We start from the raw sequence: 20910 nt of genomic DNA on the forward strand, positions 1-20910 counted from the left end.
GTCTGACCATACAACGGCTCTCGTCACCTGTTGGGGTAAATGGAGGAATTTGCCCGAACATCCTGCTGACCAGGTGTCCGATGTGACGAGTCGGATCCCGCCCCGTCGTGCCGGGCCGCACAACGGGGCGCCCCGTTGCCGGGGGTCTCCCCCCGCCCGGACACGCTGTGGACCGCACCCGGGCGAAGCGTCGACCATCGATCCCACCTCGGACAACGACCGCCGGGCCGCCCGGTGACGCCGGCCACCGCCGCAACCCGGGCGGACAACCTCCGGTCCCGACGCCGAAACCGGTCCACCGCGGTCACCCCGTGCGTCGGAGGCGCGACGTAGGCTGCCCTGCATGCGAATCGGAGCCCACGTCGATCCGACCGACCCGCTGGCCGAGGCGGCCGCCCGGGACGCCGAAGCCGTGCAGTTCTTCCTCTCCGATCCACAGGGATGGAAGGCCCCGAAGCCCCGGGAGGACGCGCAGCGGCTGCGCGACGCCGACGTCGACCTCTACGTCCACGCGCCGTACGTCATCAACGTGGCCACCCTCAACAACCGGATCCGCATTCCCAGCCGCAAACTGCTGCTCGGTCACGCCACCGCCGCGGCGGCCGTCGGGGCCAAGGGCCTGATCGTGCACGGCGGGCACGTCAACGCCGGCGACGACCTGGCCGTCGGCTTCGACAACTGGCGGAAGACCTTCGCGTACGCGGCGGACGCCGGCGGCTTCCCCCTCCCGGTCCTGATCGAGAACACCGCCGGCGGGGACAACGCCTGCGCCCGGCACCTCGACGCGCTGGCCCGGCTCTGGGACGCGCTCGGCGACTACGAGGTGGGCTTCTGCCTCGACACCTGCCACGCGTACGCCGGGGGCGAGGAGCTGCTTGGGCTGGTCGACCGGGTCAAGGCGATCACCGGTCGGATCGACCTGATCCACGCCAACAACTCCAAGGGCGCGTTCAACTCGGGGCAGGATCGGCACGACAACCTCACCGGGGGGACGATCGACCCGGAGCTGGTGGTGGCGGTGATCCGGGCGGCCGGCGCGCCGGTCATCGTGGAGACTCCCGGCGGGGTCGAGGGCCAGGCCGCCGACATCGCCTTTCTGCGCGGTCAGCTGGGTGCGGCGGCATGACCACCGAGCAGTCCGACGCCACCGACGGCGGCCGGGTCACGCCGTCCGCCGGCAGCGAACCCGGACCGGTCACCGGCCGCCCCGACCGGGCCGGCCCCGGACCGGATCCCGCCGGCTCGACGCCGACCGACCGACCGGACGCGGCCGCCGCTGAGGCCGACCCGACCGGGACCGGCGGGCAGGCCGGCGTCGCCGAACCAGGCGGGAAGGTCGGCGCGGCCGAGCCCGGCGGGACGGGGGCCGCGGAGGGGGTCGACAGGGAGGCCGGCCCGGGCGCGCCCGTCGGAAAGGCGGCCGCGGAGGAGGCCGACGCGAGCCGTACCGCGAAGCCGGGCGCCAGCCCCGCGGAGACCACCGCCGCCCCCTCCGCGAAGGCCGACGACAAGGACGCGCCCGCCGCGGATACGAAGCCGGACGACCCGTTCACCGCGTTCGGCCCCGCCCCGGACCCGATGCTCACCCGTCCCCGCCGGGCGGTCCGCGCGATGGGCCGGTTGCTGGTCCACGAGTGGACGCTGGCCACCGTTGCCTCGCTGGCACTGGCCGTCCTGATGACCTGGCCCACCCTGCGCTACCCCGGCTACACGCTGCCGCAGGATTACTGGGACCCGAGCCTCCAGTCGTGGCAGCTGGCCTGGTCGGGGCACATCCTGCTGACCGACCCGGCCCAGCTCTGGAACTCCAACACCTTCTTCCCCGACCGGTGGAGCTTCGCCTTCTCCGACACCCTGCTCGGGTACGCCCCGGCCGGCATGATCGGTCACGGCCCCGAGGCCGCCATCCTGCGCTACAACATCATGTTCGTGCTGGCGCACGCGCTCGCCACGCTCGGGGCGTACGCGCTGGCGCGGCAGCTCGGCGCGGGGCGGATCGGGGCCGCGGTGGCCGGGGCGAGCTACACGTACGCCCCCTGGCTGCTGGCTCAGGCCGGGCACCTGCACATCCTCTCCAACGGCGGCATCCCGCTGGCGCTGGCGATGCTCGCCCGGGGCCACGGCTGGTCCCTGCGGTACGGCTACCGACCCCGGCGCCGCCACGCCGGCTGGGCGTTCGCGGGCTGGCTGGTGGCGGCGTGGCAGCTCAGTCTCGGCTTCGGCATCGGGCTGCCGTTCGCGTACCTGGTGGCCGGCATCGTGCTGGTGTCGGCGCTGGTCTGGTTCGCCCGGCGCTGGGTGGTCCGGCCGGTCAAGCGCCCGTTCGGGCGCCGGCTGCTCCTCGCCGACCTGCTCGGTGGCGTGCTCTTCGCCGCGGTGGGGGCGCTGCTGGCGGTGCCGTACTTCAAGGTGGCGGAGCTGCACCCGAACGCCGCCCGGACGCTCGGCGACATCAAGATCTACTCGCCGCCGGCGAGCGGATTCTTCACCGCGCCGGCGGAGTCCCGGATCTGGGGCCCGCTGCACGAGGGCGCCCGGGCCGCGCTGCCGTGGCACCCCGAGATGACCCTGCTGCCGGGCTTCGTGCTCTACGCCCTGGCCGCCGGCGGGCTGTTCTTCTCGGTCTGGCGGGTCCGGCACCGGCTCTACCTGCTGGCCGGCGTGCTGGTCACGATGATCCTGGCGATGGGCACCCGGTTCTTCGGTGGCACCTTCACCTACGTCCCGCTCTTCGAGTACCTGCCGGGTTGGAACGGCCTGCGGACGCCGGGCCGGATGATGCTCTGGACGACCCTGCTGCTCGGCCTGCTGGCCGCCGGCGCGGCCACCGCGTTCTGCGCCCGGGTACGCGAGCTCGCCGCCGAGCGGGTCCCCCCGTGGCCCGGGCCGTGGCTGCGGCTGGCCACGATGCTGCCGCTGCTGCTGGTGATCGTGGAGGGTCTGAACGTCACGTCGCACCCGGTGGTGCCGCAGCAGCCGGTGGCGATGCGGACCGTGGACGGGCCGATGCTGGTGCTGCCGAGCAGCCAGAACCTGGACCAGCCGGTGATGGTCTGGTCGACCAGCCGGTTCCCGGACATGGTCAACGGCGGCAGCGGCTTCACCCCGGAGACTCAGGCCCAAGTCCGCGAGGTGGCCGTCGGTTTCCCCGACCAGGCCAGCGTCGACTACCTGCGCCAGCTCGGCGTGAAGAACGTGGTCGTGCTCCGCAACCAACTCGGCGGCACCCCGTGGGAGGGGATGCTGGAGCGGCCTTCGGACGGGTTGGGGGTGACCCGCGAGGAGGTGGGTGACGCGGTGGTCTTCCACCTTTGAGTGGGGGGTTGGCGGGCCGCCCCGAAGGTGCTGGACTCCAGGTCGGCTCGGATTAGCTGGGTCCTCCCTTGCGGGGTCAGGCGGTGACCGGTTCAGGTGAGTGGCCGCTGCTCGTGGTGCGATGGCGCCAGCGGCGGTACCAGGCGGCATCCTCGGTGCCGTCGAGGACGCCGCCGTCCGGGTCGTCGGCATAGATCGCGCGGACGGCGTCGTGCTCGGGGCGGAGGATGTCCCGGATCACGAAGCCGCAGAGCACCGCGACGGTGATCAAGCGGAGGCTGGCGGCGAGCACGAAGACGCCCTCGGGGAACACCGGCCGGCTGGTGGCCGCACCGAGCAGCTCGCCGTAGAAGGCGGCGAAGTAGCACACCTCGGCGAACTGCCAGGCCAGGAACGCTCCCCACCGGGGCCGGGCGAGCACGGCGAGCGGGAGCAGCCAGAGCACGAACTGCTGGGACCAGACCTTGCTGAAGATCAGGAAGGCGGCGACCACCAGGAAGGCGAGCTGCGCGAGCCGGGGGCGGCGCGGGGCGAACAACGCCAGCGCGGCCACCCCGAGGCAGGCCAGCCCGAAGAGGAGGTACGACACCCAGTTCAGGGTGGAGATGTGGGCGTTCAGCCATTCGAAGGGCCCGAGGTCACCGGGGGCCGACGGGCTGATCTTGCCGTCCAGGTACCGGCCGATGTACCAGAGCGTGCCCCAGTCGATGGGGCGGGTGGTGTTCAACTCGAAGAACCGTCCCCAGCTCTTCGGATAGAGAATCGCCACCGGCAGATTCACCACCACCACCGTCGCTGCGGCCGTGATGAGGGACAGGAGCGACAGGAGCACGGCCCAGACCCGGCCGGCGCGGACCGCGAGCACCAGGATCGGCCCGAGGATGAACAACGGCCACAGCTTCGCCGCGCCACCGAGCCCAATCAGCACCCCGGCCAGGGCGGCCAGCAGGGCACCGACCAGGTTGGGTCTCGAGCGTGCCCAGGCCAGCAGTCCGAGGGCGGTCAGCCCGACGGAGAGCAGGTCCCAGTTTACGGTGGCGGTGAGCAGTAGGGCGGGGGCGAGCGCGAACATCGCCGCGTCCCAGGGTCGTCGGCGCCGCAGGTTGAGGAGGACGGCGACGGTGACGACGGCGAGGGCGCTGAGCACCAGCGCGTTGAGGTTGTAGAACCACTGACCCTGGTTGATGCTCGGGTCGTCCACGCCGAGGGCGTGCACCGGCAGTCCGATCGCCCCCATGAAATAGCCGGTGAGCACCGGATACTCCACCGGGTGGTCGGCGTAGGGCACCTTGCCCTCGTTGAGCCCCTCGGCGTAGTAGAGCGCCAGCACGTCGGTGTAGCACATCCGCGTGTACTGCGAGTTGTTCTGCCAGGCGCCGTCCTGGCAGGGCGACTTCTGCACCCAGTGCAGGGCGAGCGTCAGGCAGGCCAGGGCCAGCACGATCCGCGCGGCCGTCCAGAACTGGCGCTCCCGACCCGCCGGCCGGTCCAGGGCCACCGCGTGGTCGCCCAGCGGGCCGCCGATCAGCCCGGAAGCCCCGCGGACAAAGCCGTCCGAGCGGGACGGGTGGTCGGTGGTCCGGGCGTCGTCGAAACCGGCCGTCGACTGGGTGCTCATGGAGAGGCATCCTGCCGTACGTCGGGGCCCGCGTCCCGTCCAGACGGCAGATTTCCGGTAGCCGGAGACGCCGACGGCGGCCGAGCCAGTGGCCCGGCCGCCGTCGGGTGGCGCTGCCGTCAGTACGTTCGCCGTGGTTCTGTGGTGGGCATGACGCCCCCGCCGCCGTTGCCGCCGCCGCCCGGCGGTGGCGGGAAGATCGGCCCGGGGTTGCCGCGGCCGTTGTTGCCGCCACCCGGGCAGAACAGGCCGAGCGGGTCGCAGCCGGGCTGCTCGGGCGGCGGGGGCGGGGCCTCGCCGTTGCCGGCGTTGTCGTCGCCGACGTGCGCGGCGGGCGGGAAGTCTGCCTTGTCCATGCCCTTGAGCGCGTCGTTCATGTAGCGCTGGAAGATGGCACCCGGCATCCGGGCGCCCATGATGTCCTGGCCGTCCTTGTTCTTGATCGCCAGACGTTTGCCCAGGTTGCCGACCCAGACGGCGGTGGCGAGCTGCGGCGTGTACCCGATCATCCAGGCGTCGCCGTTGTGGTTGCTGCCGTCGCCCAGCTCCCAGGTGCCGGTCTTCTCGGCCACCTTGCGGCCATCGTCGAGCGGGCGGTGCGACGACTTCGTCGGGTACTGCTCCAGCACGGAGCTGACGTCGGCGACGATTTGCGGATCGATGCGCTTCTGCGGCTTGAGCTTCTCGCCGCCGACCTTCTCCCACTTGCCGGTGGTGATGTTCTGCTTCTCCACCAGCTTCACAAAGTGCGCCTTGTTGTAGACACCACGGTTGGCGAAGGTGGCGACGCCGTTGGCGTGGTCCAGCACGGTGATCGGGTACTGGCCGTAGCCGACCACGTGGAAGAAGGGCGCCGGGGCCAGGTCCTTCGGGTCGGCCTTGGTCAGGTCGTACGCCCTGGCCGGGTTGGTGTCGGTCCGCCACATCGTGGTGACGCCGGCCTGCTTGGCCATGTCGACCACCTTGTCCGGGCCGATCTGCTCGGTGATGTAGTAGAACGGCACGTTCAGCGACTTCAGCGTCGAGACTTCAAGGGTGCAGGAGTCGCCGCAGGAGACCTTGTCGGCGCCGGCGTTGCTGACCTTGAACTTCATCCCCTCCGGGGTGAACGCCGAGCCCTTCCATCGCGACTTGATGGAGATGCCCGCCTTGAGGGCTGCGGCGAGGGTGTAGATCTTGAAGCTCGAACCCGGGGAGTGGCCGCCGCTGAGCACCCCGTTGTCCATGTTCTTGCCGGCGTAGTCGGTGCCGGTGCCGTTGTCACCGCCGTAGTACGCGCGCACCGCACCGGTCTCCGGGTCGATCGACACCACGGCGGCCATCAGGTTCTTCGGCTGGCCGTAGAGTTCGGAGCCCTTGGTGGCCCGCTGGGCCGCCTCGAGCGCCGCCTTCTGCATCTTGGTGTCGATGGTGGTGGTGATCCGGTAGCCGCCCCGGCTCAGCGCCTGCGAGCAGAGCGGCCGGTTCGGGGTGGCCGCGGCCTCGTCGTCGGTGCACAGGTTCATCTCGCGCATTTCCTGCGAGACATAGTTGATCACGTTGCCGTACGGCGTGTTGACGCCGAAGTCCGCCCCGTTGTTCTTCGAGGGCTTCTTGATCGTCTTGGGGTACTCGGTGGGGTGTGGCTGCTTGCCGGGTGCGTCGAGCCAGCCCTCGGTGATCATGCCCCTGATGACGTAGTTCCACCGCTCCAGGGCGGCCTCCGGGTTGATCGCCGGGTCGTAGCCCTTGTGCGTGGCGCTCGGCTCGGGCTGCTTGATCAGCGCGGCGAGCACCGCGGCCTCCGCCACGGTCAGCTTGCTGGTGGTCTTGCCGAAGTACGTCTGCGCCGCCGCCTCGATGCCGTACGCGCCCCGCCCGAAGTAGATGACGTTCAGGTAGTGCTGCATGATCGTCGGCTTGTCGTACTTGTCGTTCAGCTTGGAGGCGAGGATCGCCTCCTTCACCTTGCGGCCGTACGTGTCCTGGTTGAGGTTGTCGAACGCGTTGCGCGCGTACTGCTGGGTGATGGTCGAGGCACCCTGCTTGTCGCCGCCGGTGAAGTTGTTCCAGGCAGCGCGGGCGATGCCCTTGTAGTCCACACCGGAGTGCCGGTAGAAGTTCCGATCCTCCGCCGCGGCGACCGCGTCCTGCACGTACTGCGGGATGTCCTTGATGGTGATCAGCTGGCGGTTCTGGTCGCCGACCTTGGCGATCGCGGTCTTGCCGTCCTTGGCGTAGATCGTCGTGGACAGCGGCGGGATGGTGTCCTCGGGGAGGACGACCTTGGTCGAGTACCAGGTGAAGCCGACCACGCCGATGCCGGCGAGCATGATGAAGACGGCGAAGCCGGCGATCAGCATGTTGATCTGGCGGCGCTTCCGCGCCCGGGCCGCCGCGTTCGGGTCGTCACCGCGACCGCCGCGACCACCCCGCCGAGGGCCGTACGGGCCGCCGGGGCCACCCGGACCGCCGCCCGCCATGCCGGGGACACCGGCGCGGGCCGCCGTGGCCCGGCCACCGACGGCCGCCGAGCCGACGCTCGCCCGCCCGGCCGTACCCACGCTGGCCGCACCGACCGACGCGCGCCCGGCGGGACCCGCCGGGGAGACCGGGACCGAGGCGCGGCCGGCACCGGCCCGACCGACCGACGCGGAGCCTGCGGCGCCGCGCGGCGCCGGGGCCGAGCCGCCGACGGAGGCGCGCCCGCCGGACCCGCCCTGCGGCGTCGCGGACGCGCGGGCCGAGGCAGCGTTCTCCGACCCGGATGACCAACCGTTCCCGCGCGGGCTCCTTCCGGAACCGGGGTCGCCGTTCGGGCCCGGGATCTGGGCCCGCCCACGCGAAGAACTGGGATCGCCGTAGTTCATTCCTCACACCCTGCCGGTCGCGGTGGGGCGCGGTCGCGCCGCCACCGGGTTGCCGTGAGATGGAACACGAGACGCTACACCCTGGGCGTGCCGGGGCGCAGTCGTCGAATCCGACCTAATCGGACCAATCAGACGTGGAAGCTGTCGGATGTGCCGCCCGCCGGTGGGACGGGGGTCGACCGGGACAGCCAACTTCACCGTTGCGCCTCTCGCCTTCGACGAGGGGTCGAACCTGCCGGCGCGGCCGAGCCGCGCACCGTCTCCTGCTCCGACCCGTCCTCCGCGCCGCCGGCCAGCCCGTCCCGGCCGAGCAGGAACTGCTCGATGAGATGGTTCCAGGCACACCCGGGGCACACCTCCACCACGAAGACCTGGAACTCACGCAGCGTCATCGCCAGGACGGGCAACTCGGCCCTGGTACGCGCCTGGCCGGCGGACTGCTTGAGTTCGTCCCCGTAAATGTAGTGGACGTGGATCAGATTCTCGCTGCGACAGATCGGGCAGCGGTCCTCGGTGGGCTCGCCGTGGAAGCGAGCGGCGTTCTTCAGGTACGGCGAGGCGTCGCAGACGTCGTACGTGCCGATCCGCCCGGCGAGGAGCTCACGCAGCACCGCTCGCTTCTGGAGCGAGTAGTCGACGACCTGGCGCTGCGTACGCATGCGGCAAAGGGTACGCGGTCCGGCGGGACGAGGCGACCACCGTCACGATGCGTGATGACACCTTTTCGAAACCGGGGGTTTGCCCTGATCATGGGACTCCGCTAACGTGCGATGTATCGGACCGATACATCGCGGCGGTTACCGCTCCGCGTCGGGGGTAAGAAGGGGTGGTCATGCTCGAGCTCGCCATCCTCGGCCTCCTGCAGGAGGCTCCGATGCACGGCTACGAGCTGCGCAAGGAGTTGGCCGCCAAGCTCGGCGCCATCCGGGCGGCGATCAGCTACGGCTCGCTCTATCCGACCCTGCGCCGGCTGCAGGCGGCGGGATGGATCACCGAAGCCGCCGAGACACCCGCGACCGCCGAGGAGGTTCCCGCCCTGACCAGCCGACGAGGTCGGGTGGTCTACACCATTACCGCGGAGGGCAAGGAACGCTTCGCCCAGCTCATAGCGCAGGCTGGGCCCGAGACGTACGACGACACGGGCTTCGGCGTGCACTTCGCGTTCTTCGCCCGGACCGACCAGGCCACCCGGCTCCGGATCCTGGAAGGTCGCCGTCGGAAGATCGAGGAACGCCGCGAAGGCCTTCGTGACGTGCTCGGCCGGGCAGCCGAGCGGCTCGACGCGTACACCCTGGAACTGCAACGCCACGGGCTCGACGCCTGTGAGCGCGAGGTCCGCTGGCTGGAGGAGCTCATCGCCAACGAGCGCTCCGGCCGAGCCCCGACGGTCCCGGAACCCGGGACGGCCGGCGGCCGACGAGAAACCGACAGCCCGCCCCCGCCTGGAGAGTCCAGGAAAGAGCGGCCGTGATGAAGAAGAAGGAGGCAGACGTTATGGGCTCCGTCCGCGTCGCCATCGTCGGTGTGGGTAACTGCGCCTCGTCCCTCGTGCAGGGCGTGGAGTACTACCGGAACGCCGACCCGAACGACCGCGTCCCGGGTCTCATGCACGTCACCTTCGGCGACTACCACGTCTCGGACGTGAAGTTCGTCGCGGCGTTCGACGTGGACGCCAAGAAGGTGGGCATGGACCTCGCCGAGGCCATCGTGGCCAGCGAAAACAACACCATCAAGCTCTGCGACGTGCCGCCGACCGGCGTCACCGTGCAGCGCGGCCCGACCTTCGACGGTCTCGGCCAGTACTACCGCGAGATCATCGAGGAGTCGGACGTCGAGCCGGCCGACGTGGCCCAGGCGCTGCGCGACGCGCAGGTCGACGTGGTCGTCTCCTACCTGCCGGTGGGCTCCGAGCAGGCCGACAAGTTCTACGCCCAGGCCGCGATCGACGCGGGCTGCGCGTTCGTGAACGCCCTGCCAGTGTTCATCGCCTCCGACCCCGAGTGGGCGAAGAAGTTCGAGGACGCGGGTCTGCCGATCGTCGGTGACGACATCAAGAGCCAGGTCGGTGCCACCATCGTGCACCGCGCCCTGGCGAAGCTCTTCGAGGACCGCGGGGTCGAGCTGCTGCGCACGTACCAGCTCAACTTCGGCGGCAACATGGACTTCATGAACATGCTGGAGCGCAACCGCCTGGTCTCGAAGAAGATCTCGAAGACCCAGTCGGTGACCTCCCAGATCCCGCACGAGATGCAGAAGAGCGACGTGCACATCGGCCCGTCCGACCACGTGCCGTGGCTCGACGACCGCAAGTGGGCGTACATCCGCCTGGAGGGCCGCTCCTTCGGTGACACCCCGCTCAACGCGGAGCTCAAGCTCGAGGTGTGGGACTCGCCGAACTCGGCCGGTGTCATCATCGACGCCGTCCGGGCCGCGAAGATCGCGCTGGACCGGAAGATCGGTGGCCCGATCCTCTCCGCCTCCTCGTACTTCATGAAGTCCCCGCCGAAGCAGTACGCCGACCACGACGCGCACGCCGCCGTCGAGGCGTTCATCAAGGGCGAGGTCGAGCGCTGACGCGCTGATCGAACACAGGGAAGGCCGGGTCCGCGCGGACCCCGCCCTCCCCGGTGAGGGGGTCGGCAGGACCCCGCGCGCGGGGCCCCCCCCCCGGCCCCCAGCGCCACCCCGGGGACCAATGCCGGCCCGCCCCCCCCCCACCCGACCAGCTTGCCGCCCGCCCCGACGATCCGGTGGCAGGGCACGATCACCGGGACCGGGTTCCGGTTGCAGGCCACCCCGACCGCCCGGGCCGCTCCCGGATCACCCACCGCCTTCGCCACCTCACCGTAGGTGAGTGTCTCGCCGTAAGGGATGCGGGTCATCTCCCGCCACACCGCGCGTTCGAACTCCGACCCGCGCAGCACCGCCACCGGAACGGTGAACTCGGTCAGCTCCCCCGCGAAGTACGCACGCAGCTCCGCCAACGCCCGTCCGGCCATGCCGTCGCCGGGCTCCTCGGTCGCCGACGCCACCCGGCCGAAGTGCGCCGCGCGGACGGCCCCGCCGTCGGTGGCGACGGAGAATTCCCCGATCGGCGAGTCGAGCACGGTCCAGCGCATGGGGTCGATTCTTCCCCCGCCAGGCGACGGCCACCACCGCGGGCCGGTCACAGCAGTGCGATGCCGAGAAGGACTGCGCCGAGGCGCAGGCTCACCCCGCCCGCCACGGTAAGCCAGATCAGCTTGTTGGGCCGGGTGTCGGTGGGCCGCGGGACCGAGAGGAAGAAGCCCAGCGGCATCAGGATCGGTCCCGCGACTCGACCTACACACCGGCAGGGTCAAGTGGATCGAGACGGGTGCGCACATCATGTGGCCGCAGTGGTCCCCGGACGGCTCCCGCCTGGTGCTCACGGTCAACGACAAGGAGACCGGCTCGACCGCGATCGGGGTGCTGACGGCCGCCGGCGGTTTCCAGACGTTTCCGGTGGACAACACCCGGTACTTCTGTACCGACTACTGCTTCTTCACCTGGAGCCGGGACGGGCGGGAGGTCGTGCTCCAGCAGACCGACCCGAACGCCCCGCGGTCCGAATCGGTCCGGCACGGGCGGCGCGGTGTCCAGCTCTTCTCCGCCGACAACGGCCAGCCGACCCGGTTCCTACCGATCCCGGGCGACCCGGCCGGCCCGTGGGCCTGGTCGCCGGACGGGAAGCTCGTGGTGGTCCAGGGGCAGCAGGAGCCGCTGCTGGTGGAGACAGCGTCGCTCCCCGCTGACCGTTCGGCCGGCCCGTGAAGTTGCGTGGCATCGATACCGTGCAGGTCGTGGCCACGGGGACGCTCATCTTTCTGATCATCGGCGGGGCGGGGGTCGGGGTGCTGGCCCTCGCCCTGGTCGGCGGCGGGCTGCTCCACATCGGCCATCCGGACGTCGACGGTCCGGTGTCGCTGGAGGCGGTCGCCGGGTTCACCGGGGCGTTCGGCTTCGGCGCCGCCATCGTCAACGAACTGCTCGGTGGCGGTACCCCCGGGATGATCGCGGCGGCGGCGGCCGGCGGCGCGCTCGCCGCCGTGCCTACCGCGTGGCTGGCGGCCCGGCTCAGCCGCGCGGCCAGGAACATGCGCACCGACGCCACGCCCACCCGCCACCACCTGGTCGGCGCGACCGGCCTGGTGGTCACCCCGGTCCCGGCCGGTGGCTACGGCGAGGTCCGGGTACGCCTCGCCGGCCAACCGGTCAAGCTCAACGCCCGCGCCGACCAGCCGTTGCCGGTCGGCACCCGGATCTTCGTGGTCGAAGCGCTCAGCGAGACCAGCGTGCACGTCGAGACCTACTGATCCCCTTCGCACAGACGGGAACTCCCATGCCCCTGCTCGTCGCCATCGGCGGCGCGGTCCTCCTCGCCGTCCTCCTCGTCCTCTTCGTGCTCTCCCGGATCAAGGTGGCCGGCCCGAACGAGGCGTTCATCGTCACCGGCCGCAAGGGCCGCACCACCCAGACCGCGGACGGTGGCCGCTCCACCGACATGTCCGGGCAGAAGGTCGTGCTCGGCGCCTCGGTCTTCGTCCTCCCCGTGGTGCAGAAGCTCCAGTCCCTCGACCTGTCCAGCCGCCGGATCGACGTCGGCATCAAGGGCGCGGTGAGCAAGCAGGGGATCCGTACCGACCTGCACGGCGTGGCGATCGTCAAGGTCGGTGGCACCGAGGACGCGATCCGCGCCTCCGCCCAGCGATTCCTGCACCAGCAGGACGAGATCGACAATTTCACCCGGGAGGTGCTCGCCGGTGCCCTCCGCTCGATCGTCGGCCGGCTCACCGTGGAGGAGATCATCCGGGACCGGGCGGCGTTCGCCAGCGCGGTCGCCGAGGAAGCCGAGCACTCGATGACCAACCAGGGCCTGGTGCTGGACACCTTCCAGCTCCAGGACATCCTGGCCGAAGGTTCGTACCTGCAGGACCTGGGTCGGCCGGAGGCGGCCCGGGTGCTCAAGGACGCCGCCATCGCCGAGGCGCGGGCCCGGCAGCAGGCCGAGCAGGAGCGGCTGCTCGCCGAGGAGGCCATCGCCGAGGCGAACCGGAACCTGGCGCTCAAGCAGGCCGCCATCCAGGCCGAGATCGACGCGGCCAAGGCGAAGTCGGCGGCGGCCGGCCCGCTCGCCCAGGCGGAGCGGGACCAGGCGATCCTCTCCGAGCAGCAGAAGGTGGCCGAGCGGAACGCCGAGCTGAAGCAGCGTCAGCTCGACACCGAGGTGCGCAAGCCGGCCGACGCGGCCCGGTACAAGGTCGAGCAGGAGGCCGAGGCGGCCCGCAACGCGGCGGTGCTCACCGCGGACGCGCAGCGGCAGGCCACCATCGCCGCCGCGCAGGCCGCCGCCGAGCAGTCCCGGCTCACCGGTGAGGGCGAGCGGGCCCGCCGGGCCGCGCTGGCCGAGGCGAACGCGATCGAGGGCGCCAAGGAGGGTGAGGCCGAGCAGCGCCGGCGTACCGCGATCGCCGAGGCGATCGAGCGCGAGGGCCAGGCCGAGGCGGCCGCCATCCTGGCCAAGGGCCAGGCCGAGGCCGAGGCGATGGCCCGCAAGGCCGACGCGTTCGCCGCGTACGGCGAGGCCGCGGTGCTGGACCTGCTGGTGAAGGTGCTGCCGCAGGTGGTCGAGGCGGCCAGCGCCCCGATCGGCGCCATCGACAAGATGACCGTCATCTCCACCGACGGCGCGTCCTCGCTGACCAAGTCGGTGGCCGGGAACGTGGCCCAGGGCCTCCAGCTCGGCAGCGACCTCACCGGCATCGACCTGGCCGGCCTGCTCGCCAAGCTCGGCGGCGCGGCCAGCAATGGCAGCAGCAAGCCGGCCGTCGACGCCTGACGCGGTACAAAGCAGGGCCTCCGGCGTCGGCCGGGGGCCCTGTTTCGTTACTCGATGACGCCCTGTTCCCGGGCCCAGCGCAGCAGCTCCGCCTCGGCCTCGTCGCGGTCGAGCGGGCCGCGCTCCAGCCGCAGCTCCTTGAGGTGCTGCCAGGCCTTCCCCACGATCGGCCCCGGCGGTACGCCGAGCAGCTCCATGATCGCGTTGCCGTCCAGGTCGGGGCGGACCCGCGCCAGGTCCTCCGCGGCGGCGATCCGGGAGATCCGGTCCTCCAGCGCGTCGTAGTCGGCCGCGAGCTGGGCCGCCTTGCGCCGGTTGCGGGTGGTGCAGTCCGACCGGGTGAGCTTGTGCAGGCGGGGCAGCAGGTCGCCGGCGTCGGTGACGTACCGGCGCACGGCCGAGTCGGTCCACTCGCCCCGGCCGTACCCGTAGAAGCGCAGGTGCAGGCCGACCAGCTTGACCACCTGCGCGGTGACGTCCTTGGGGTAGCGCAGCGCCTTCATCCGGGCCTTGGTCAGCCGGGCGCCCACGATCTCGTGGTGGTGGAAGCTGACCCGGCCGTCCGGACCGACGGCCTTGGTGGCCGGCTTGCCGACGTCGTGCATCAGCGCGGCCATCCGCAGCACGAAGTCGCAGCCGTCCTCCTCCATCGAGATGGCGTTGCTGACCACGGTCAGGGTGTGCTCGTAGACGTCCTTGTGCTGGGCGTGCTCGTCGATCTCCAGCTTCAGTCCGGTCAGCTCCGGGACGAAGTGATCGGCCAGCCCGGTGTCGACCAGCAGCCGTAGCCCGGTGATCGGGTCGGCGCCGCAGAGCAGCTTGGTGAACTCGTCCCGGATCCGCTCGGCGGTGATCCGGTCGAGGTCGGGGGCCATCCGGGACATCGCCTCGCGGACCTCGGGGTGGACCGTGAAGCGGAGTTGGGAGGCGAACCGGGCCGCGCGCAGCATCCGCAGCGGGTCGTCCCGGAACGACTCCTCGGGGGTGCCGGGGGTACGGATGACCTTGGCGGCCAGGTCGGCAAGGCCGCCGTACGGGTCGGTGAACCGGTGCTCGGGGACGCTGACCGCCATCGCGTTGACGGTGAAGTCCCGGCGCTTCAGGTCGTCGACCAGGCTGGTGCCGTACTCGACGATCGGGTTCCGGCTGACCTGGTCGTACGCCTCGGCGCGGAAGGTGGTGATCTCCAGGCTGAGCCCCTCGCGCTGGCAGGCGATGGTGCCGAACTCCCGCCCGGTCTCCCAGATCGACTCGGCCCAGCCCCGGATGACCGCCAGCGTCTGGTCGGGGTGGGCGTCGGTGCAGAAGTCGAGATCGTGCCCGAGGCGGCCGAGCAGCGCGTCCCGGACGGAGCCACCCACCAGGTGTAGTTCGTGACCGGCCTTGGCGAAGCGCCGGCCGAGCTCGTCGGCGACCGGCGAGACGCGGAGCAGTTCGGCGACGGCGTTACGCTGCGCGGCGGTCAGCTCGCGGCGGTCGGCGGCGTGGGATGCGGAGGCTTCGGACATGGGATCGCCAGCCTATCGGGCCGGGGCGGGAAGAACTGCGCCGGGCGCGGGTATCCGGTCGAGGTTGACTAAGGTCTCGGGTGTGCGGGCCCGGACATCCGGCTCCGACGTACCCCTTGGAGGCTGGAGATGAGCGGCGGGTTGTACCGCAGCGCCAACGCGCACGGCGGCGGCCAGCCGCCGGACGACGAGGCGACCTTCATCTCCGCGGAACCGCTGAACCAGCCGGGCGTGGAGGCCACCGCGCCGCCGCAGGAGGTGGTGGCGGAGACCAGCGCCGCCGCGAACAGCGCGGTGATGGCGATCGGCAGCCTGGTCAGCCGGGGTACGGGCTTCGTCCGCAACCTGATGATCGGCGCCGCCCTCGGCAACGCGGTCGGCAACGCGTACACCACCGCCCAGTTCCTGCCGAACCAGGTGTACGAGTTCCTGCTCGGTGGGGTGCTCACCAGCGTGCTGATCCCGGTGCTGGTCCGCCGCCGCAAGACCGACCCGGACCGGGGCGAGGCGTACGCCCAGCGGCTGCTCAGCCTGGCCGTGCTCGCCCTGGCCGCCGCCGCCCTGATCGCGGTGATCCTCGCCCCGGTCATCACCGCGATCTACGCCAGCGGCAAGGACGCCGCGTACACCGGACTGGTCAACGACCTGTCCTACCTGATGCTGCCGATGCTCTTCTTCACCGGCGTGAGCGCGCTGATCGCGGCGGTGCTGAACACCCGGGGGCACTTCGCCGCCCCGATGTGGGCGCCGATCCTCAACAACCTGGTGGTCGTCGGCGTCCTCGGCCTCTACATCGGCGCCTACGGGGCCAAGGCGCTGCGGCCGGACCAGATGACCGCCGGTCGGATCCTGCTGGTCGGCGGCGGCACCCTGCTCGGCGTGGCGGTGCAGGCCGCCGGCCTGCTGCCGGCGCTGCGCAAGGTCGGCTTCCGGTGGAAGTGGCGCTTCGACTTCCGCGAACTGGGCCTGCGCGAGCTGGCCCGGCTCGGCGGCTGGATGTTCTGCTACGTCGGGGTCAACCAGCTCGGCCTCTTCGTGGTGGTCAACCTGCTCACCCGGGCGGCCAGCGGAAAGAACGCGAACGCCGGCCTGCTGATCTACAACAACGTCTTCCTGCTGCTGATGATGGCGCACGGCATCATCGCCGTCTCGATCATCACCGCGCTGATGCCCCGGATGAGCGCCGCCGCCGCCGAGGGCCGGGTCCGGGACGTCACCGCCGACCTGTCGCGGGGCACCCGGATGGTCACCGCCGTCCTCGCCCCGGTCGCGGTCTGCTACGCGGTGCTGGCCGGCCCGATCTCGGTCGTGATCTTCCGGTACGGCGCCTTCACCGGCGAGAACGCGGTGGCCACCTCGACCGTGCTGCTGGTGGCGGCGGTCGGCCTGGTCCCGTTCGCGATCAGCCAGCTCTTCACCTTCGCCTTCTACGCGCTGCCGGACACCCGGACCCCGGCCCTGGTCAACATCCCGGTGGTGGTGCTGCGGGTGCTGCTCCAGGTCGGCCTCTTCCTCGCCTTCTCGGCCACCTTCGCCGCAGCCGGCATGATGCTCGGCAACGCCATCTCGTACCTGGCGGCGGCGGTGATCTCGGCGATGCTGCTGCGGCCCCGGGTGGGCCGGATCGGGCTGGGCGGGATCATGCGCACCATGGGCCGGGTGGTCGTCGCCGCGCTGGGCGCGGCCCTGGTCGGCCTGCTCGTGGTCAACCTGCTCCCCGGCGACCCGGCACACCTGAGCTGGACGGCGGCGGCGGTCCAGCTCGTGATCGGCGGCGCGGTGATCGGCGCGACGTACCTCGGGCTGGCCATGGTGCTGCGGATCGGTGAGATCACCGAGGTGGTCGGGATGGTCCGGCGTCGCCTGGGTCGCTGACCCGCCCTGATGACTGACGGTGAACGAGGATCACCAGCCTGGGGATACGGCTGTGGATAACTGTCGCTTCCGCCGCCCAATGGGCCTCTCGGCCTGTGGACAACCAGCCGTAAGGATGAGGGCGGCTGGTCGGACCGGGGGAATCCGCCGGTGCGACGAACGGCCGCCACACCGGCAGGCCCTGCGCCGACAACTTGCCGGCAACCTCTAGATTGGCTGGAGCGTGTCGTCAGTGACGAGGCAGGACCCGATCGAGACCGGGTCGGTCGCCGTGGTCACTGGCGTCCCGTCGGCTACGGCGGGAAGATGACATGTCGGAGAACCGGGCATCCCGGGTAAGGTCGCTCTCGACGGGTACGGCAGGTGTCGACGCGGGCGTCGACACCGGTCTACCGGTTCCTTCGAAGGCAGAGCGGGAAGCCACATGCCCAGCAGCACGGGTCCATCGATCGACACGATCACCAAGGGAGGACGGGTGACCCAGGTCGGCGAGGGTCAGGAGGCGGAGGAGACTTCACCTCCGATCATGACCTTCGGTGCTCCCACGGCCGGTGAGATCCTTGCCGAGCGGTACGAACTGGTCGAGCACATCAACAACGACAGTGCGGGCCGGCTGGTCTGGCGCGGGGTCGACGTCGTGCTGCGCCGTCCCGTCGCAGTGGTCCTTCGCTACCCGGGTGGCGACTCCGCCACCGAGATGCTCCAGGCCGCCGTGGCGGCCAGCCGGGTGATCCACCCGAACCTGGTCGGCGTCTACGACGCGATCGACGAGGCCGACCGGGCGTACGTGGTCCGCGAGTGGGTGGACGGCCAGTCGCTGCGCGAGTTGGTCGCGGCCGACGGGCCGCTGGACCCGGCCCGGGCGACCGCCATCGGCAACGCCGTCGCCAGCGCCCTCGCCGCCGTGCACGCCACCGGCATGGTGCACGGCAACATCCACCCGGGCACGGCGATGATCAGCGACGACGGCCGGGTGGTGCTGGCCGACGCGCGTACCGACGGCGCGGACAGCCAGGAGAACGACGTCCGGGCGGTCGGCGGGGTGCTCTACTTCGCGCTGACCGGCCACTGGCCGCACGGCGAGGCCCCGCTGCACGGCGCCACCGCCGGCCACGGTCGGGCCGCCCTCCCGGACGCGGTCCGGGACGCCAGCGGCACGATCGCCGCGCCCCGCCAGGTGCGCGCCGGGGTGCCGGCGTACCTGGACGACCTCACCATGGACCTGCTCGACCCGGAGATCGCCCCGCCGTCGTCGGACGTGCTCGCGGCGGAGCTGAGCCGGCTGGATATCCCCGCCGACGAGCACTTCCTGGAGCAGGCCGGCCCGCTGCGCTTCACCGTCGACCCCGGGGACGAGCCGTCGCCGCTGGCCTCCACCGGCGGCCGCAAGGTCGCCCTGGGCATCGCCGGCCTGCTGGCGGTGGCCCTGGTCGGGCTGCTGATCGGGATCAGCGCCCTGGGCGACGACAAGAACCCGAAGCAGGAGCCGGTGGCCCGCCCCTCCAGCAGCGCCCCCTCGTCCGGCGACGCGACCCCGGCCGCCCCGGCGGTCCGGCAGCTGCACGTGGAGGACGTCCGGATCATCGACCCGGACAGCAAGACCCGCAACGAGCTGAGCGACGCCGAGAAGGTGATCGACGGCAACCTCGACGAGGGCTGGGAGACCGACACCTACACCCGGGCGAACTTCGGCAACCTCAAGGCCGGCATGGGGGTCTGGATCGACCTGGGCGCCCCGCACACCGTCAAGTCGCTGCAGGCCGTGCTCTCCAGCCCCGGCGCGTCGGCCAAGCTCCTCGCCGGTAGCGCGGACTTCCCGTCCACCTCGTCCGGCGACAAGCAGCTCGTCTCGGCCTACAAGACCGCGATCGGGCAGCCGATCGAGGAGCACGACGGCGTCAAGATGACCTTCGACGGGTTCGACCCGGAGAAGAAGTACCAGTACCTGCTCTTCTGGATCACCGAGCTGCCGCAGAAGGACGGCGGCAGCGGCTTCAAGGTGGGGGTCCAGGAGATCACGGTCCAGGGCTCGTGAGCCGTCCGCCGCGGCCGACGCACCACCTCCGCCGGACGTGGTGATGACCGGTCGCGGCGGGCGTACCCCCGAGCCAGCGACCGGGGACGGCCCCGCGGCCGGTGTGTCCGACCTCGACCTACTGCGGGCGCACGTCGCCGGCGACCGGGACGCCTTCACGGAGCTGTTCCACCGGCACCGGGACCGCCTCTGGGCGGTGGCCCTGCGTACCCTCGGCGACCGCGAGGAGGCGGCGGACGCCCTCCAGGACGCCCTGCTCTCGGCGCACCGCGCGGCCGCCCGGTTCCGGGGTGACTCGGCGGTGACCACCTGGCTGCACCGGATCGTGGTGAACGCCTGCCTGGACCGGATGCGGCGGTGGCAGACACACGCCACGGTCCCGCTGCCGGACGGCGTGCACACCGACGGGGAACCCGGTCGACACACCGGCGGGGTGGAGCCGGCCGCCCCCGCCCGCGACCACGACACCGCGCTGGTGGTCCGGCAGGCGCTCGCCGCGCTGCCGGCCGAGCAGCGCGCCGCGCTGGTGCTGGTGGACGTGCAGGGTTATCCGGTGGCCGAGGTGGCCCGGATCCTCGGCGTCGCCGAGGGGACGGTGAAGAGCCGCTGCGCCCGCGGTCGGGCCCGGCTGGCCGTGCTCCTCGGGCACCTGCGTACCGGCTCCGACGAGGTGACGGACGTGCGCCCGGTCACCGGGGGGAACCCACGGCCGCCCGAGGGCGTCGGATCGACGTCGGGGTGGTCCCGGCGGGACGCCAGCCAGGAGGACACGTGACTGCCCGGGAGTTCAGCGGGGTCGACCACGACCTGCTCGCCGACTACGTCGGCGGGGCGCTGGACGGCACCCCCGGACAGGCCGACGTCGCCCGGCTGATCGACGACGACCCAGCGTGGAGCGACGCGTACGCCGCGCTGGTGCGGGCGGTGGACCTGGTCCACACCGACCTGACCGACTGGGCCGCCGCCCCCGAGCCGGAGATGCCGCTGGCGATGGCGGACCGGATCACCGCGGCGCTGGCCGATGCCGGACCGGCCCCGACCTCCGATGACGACCCGCTCGACCTCCCGACGCCGGCCCACGACCACGACCCCGCCGTGCCGGCGCAGTCGACGGTGGGCACCCGGCGGACCGGTGGGGCGGCCCGGCCGGCGGACGGCCCGGGGCGCAACACCGGGCCGGGCCGGCGCTCGCGCCGCTGGGCCCGGATCGCCGGGCCGGTCGCCCTCGCGGCCGCCTCGGTCACCGCGGTCGGGCTCGGCGTCAGCCACCTCGTCGAGGTGGGCAACGGCGGCGGCGTGGGCGTGACCGCGGCTGACGGCCGGGCGGACAGGGGGGCCGCCCCGCTGAGTGCCGCCGCGCCCTACCGGACGACGGCACCGGCTCGACAGAGCGGCACCGACTACACCCCGGAGAAACTGTCCGGCGGCCGCTCGTTCTCCGTTCCCTCGGCGACCGGCGACAGCCAGAAGGCGCTTGGCGGGGCAGCTCCGGGGAACGAACGGCTCTCCGCCGCCACCGGGTTGGACCGGCTCACCCGTCCGGAGGCGTTGGACTCCTGCCTCGGCGCGATCAGCGCCGAACACGGCCCGGGGGAGATCACCGTCGATCTCGTCGACTACGCGACGTTCCAGGGGCGTCCCGCCCTGGTCGTGACCTTCGTCGACGCGGGCGGTCTACGGTGGGCGTGGGTGAGCGGACCGGAGTGCGGGGTGCCCGGGTCCGGCGCCGACACCCGCTTCCGTACCCGAGTAGGGTGAGGTCCCGGTCACCCGGGCGTGTTCCGCCACGTGACGTGACCCACCGAATGACCGGCTCGGGAATCCCCGCTTCGTACGATGACGTTCTGCAAGTC

General features: G+C 71.7%; 15 protein-coding genes and 2 pseudogenes. 11 read left to right on the top strand and 6 right to left on the bottom strand.

Translation table 11 applies throughout. The annotated features are described in order from the left end of the window. The first annotated feature begins 343 nt into the window (after positions 1-343). A complete protein-coding gene (locus ACFYOS_RS08390; RefSeq protein ID WP_387136999.1) occupies positions 344-1126 on the top strand; it encodes a deoxyribonuclease IV in 783 nt (260 codons plus the stop codon). Next, positions 1123-3315 (top strand): hypothetical protein, encoded by a 2193-nt coding sequence (locus ACFYOS_RS08395; RefSeq protein WP_387137002.1) that lies wholly within the window; start codon positions 1123-1125, stop codon positions 3313-3315. The genes ACFYOS_RS08390 and ACFYOS_RS08395 overlap by 4 nt, the downstream gene beginning before the upstream one ends. 76 nt (positions 3316-3391) lie before the next feature. Here ACFYOS_RS08395 and ACFYOS_RS08400 read toward each other — a convergent pair whose 3' ends face one another. From ACFYOS_RS08400 to ACFYOS_RS08410, 3 genes are all read right to left on the bottom strand, one after another. Further along, positions 3392-4933, bottom strand: coding sequence for a glycosyltransferase family 87 protein (locus tag ACFYOS_RS08400; protein ID WP_387137005.1), 1542 nt, complete (start codon positions 4931-4933; stop codon positions 3392-3394). Between the two features lie 119 nt (positions 4934-5052). Next, a complete protein-coding gene (locus ACFYOS_RS08405; RefSeq protein ID WP_387137008.1) occupies positions 5053-7782 on the bottom strand; it encodes a transglycosylase domain-containing protein in 2730 nt (909 codons plus the stop codon). Positions 7783-7976: 194 nt separating this feature from the next. Then, positions 7977-8441, bottom strand: coding sequence for a DUF5318 domain-containing protein (locus tag ACFYOS_RS08410; protein ID WP_387137011.1), 465 nt, complete (start codon positions 8439-8441; stop codon positions 7977-7979). A gap of 173 nt (positions 8442-8614) precedes the next feature. Here ACFYOS_RS08410 and ACFYOS_RS08415 point away from each other — a divergent pair, with 173 nt between their 5' ends. Together ACFYOS_RS08415 and ACFYOS_RS08420 are read left to right on the top strand one after the other, a co-directional pair. Further along, positions 8615-9253: a PadR family transcriptional regulator gene (locus ACFYOS_RS08415; RefSeq protein WP_387137014.1), complete on the top strand. Its 639-nt coding sequence runs from the start codon at positions 8615-8617 to the stop codon at positions 9251-9253. A 23-nt stretch (positions 9254-9276) separates the two neighbouring features. Then, positions 9277-10356: an inositol-3-phosphate synthase gene (locus ACFYOS_RS08420; protein WP_387137335.1), complete on the top strand. Its 1080-nt coding sequence runs from the start codon at positions 9277-9279 to the stop codon at positions 10354-10356. A 68-nt stretch (positions 10357-10424) separates the two neighbouring features. Here ACFYOS_RS08420 and ACFYOS_RS08425 read toward each other — a convergent pair. Both ACFYOS_RS08425 and ACFYOS_RS08430 read right to left on the bottom strand, forming a co-directional pair. Further along, a pseudogene (locus ACFYOS_RS08425) lies at positions 10425-10901 on the bottom strand (methylated-DNA--[protein]-cysteine S-methyltransferase); the annotation flags it as partial. A gap of 47 nt (positions 10902-10948) precedes the next feature. Further along, a complete protein-coding gene (locus tag ACFYOS_RS08430) occupies positions 10949-11080 on the bottom strand; it encodes a hypothetical protein (RefSeq protein ID WP_387137017.1) in 132 nt (43 codons plus the stop codon). Between the two features lie 2 nt (positions 11081-11082). Between ACFYOS_RS08430 and ACFYOS_RS08435 the strand changes: the two are divergent. The 3 genes and pseudogenes from ACFYOS_RS08435 to ACFYOS_RS08445 form a co-directional block, all read left to right on the top strand. After that, positions 11083-11544 (top strand): annotated as a pseudogene (locus ACFYOS_RS08435) (TolB family protein); the annotation flags it as partial. Positions 11545-11570: 26 nt separating this feature from the next. Further along, positions 11571-12116 carry a hypothetical protein gene (locus ACFYOS_RS08440; RefSeq protein ID WP_387137020.1) on the top strand — a complete coding sequence of 182 codons (546 nt, stop codon included), beginning with the start codon at positions 11571-11573 and terminating at the stop codon, positions 12114-12116. Positions 12117-12142: 26 nt separating this feature from the next. Then, the gene (locus ACFYOS_RS08445; protein WP_387137023.1) at positions 12143-13639 is read left to right on the top strand and encodes a flotillin family protein; all 1497 of its coding nucleotides are present in this window, start codon (positions 12143-12145) and stop codon (positions 13637-13639) included. A gap of 47 nt (positions 13640-13686) precedes the next feature. Here the strand turns inward: ACFYOS_RS08445 and ACFYOS_RS08450 are convergent, their stop codons facing one another. Then, positions 13687-15147, bottom strand: a complete 1461-nt coding sequence (locus ACFYOS_RS08450; protein ID WP_387137026.1) for a CCA tRNA nucleotidyltransferase — start codon at positions 15145-15147, stop codon at positions 13687-13689. Positions 15148-15276: 129 nt separating this feature from the next. On the opposite strand from ACFYOS_RS08450, the gene murJ reads away from it, so the two are divergent. The 4 genes from murJ (at position 15277) to ACFYOS_RS08470 (ending at position 20815) form a co-directional block, all read left to right on the top strand. Next, positions 15277-17022 carry a murein biosynthesis integral membrane protein MurJ gene (gene murJ / locus ACFYOS_RS08455; protein WP_387137028.1) on the top strand — a complete coding sequence of 582 codons (1746 nt, stop codon included), beginning with the start codon at positions 15277-15279 and terminating at the stop codon, positions 17020-17022. 424 nt (positions 17023-17446) lie between these two features. After that, entirely contained in the window at positions 17447-19057 is a 1611-nt protein-coding gene (locus tag ACFYOS_RS08460; protein WP_387137031.1) for a protein kinase family protein, read from the top strand. Between the two features lie 43 nt (positions 19058-19100). Next, on the top strand, positions 19101-19832 hold the full coding sequence (gene sigM, locus ACFYOS_RS08465) for an RNA polymerase sigma factor SigM (RefSeq protein WP_387137034.1): 732 nt from the start codon (positions 19101-19103) through the stop codon (positions 19830-19832). Beyond that, complete coding sequence (locus ACFYOS_RS08470; RefSeq protein ID WP_387137037.1) at positions 19829-20815, top strand: hypothetical protein; 987 nt, start codon at positions 19829-19831, stop codon at positions 20813-20815. Before sigM ends, ACFYOS_RS08470 begins: the two co-directional genes overlap by 4 nt. The last annotated feature ends 95 nt before the right edge of the window (positions 20816-20910 follow it).

It is taken from the genome of Micromonospora sp. NPDC005806 (assembly GCF_042871425.1).
Classification (GTDB): Bacteria; Actinomycetota; Actinomycetes; order Mycobacteriales; family Micromonosporaceae; genus Micromonospora.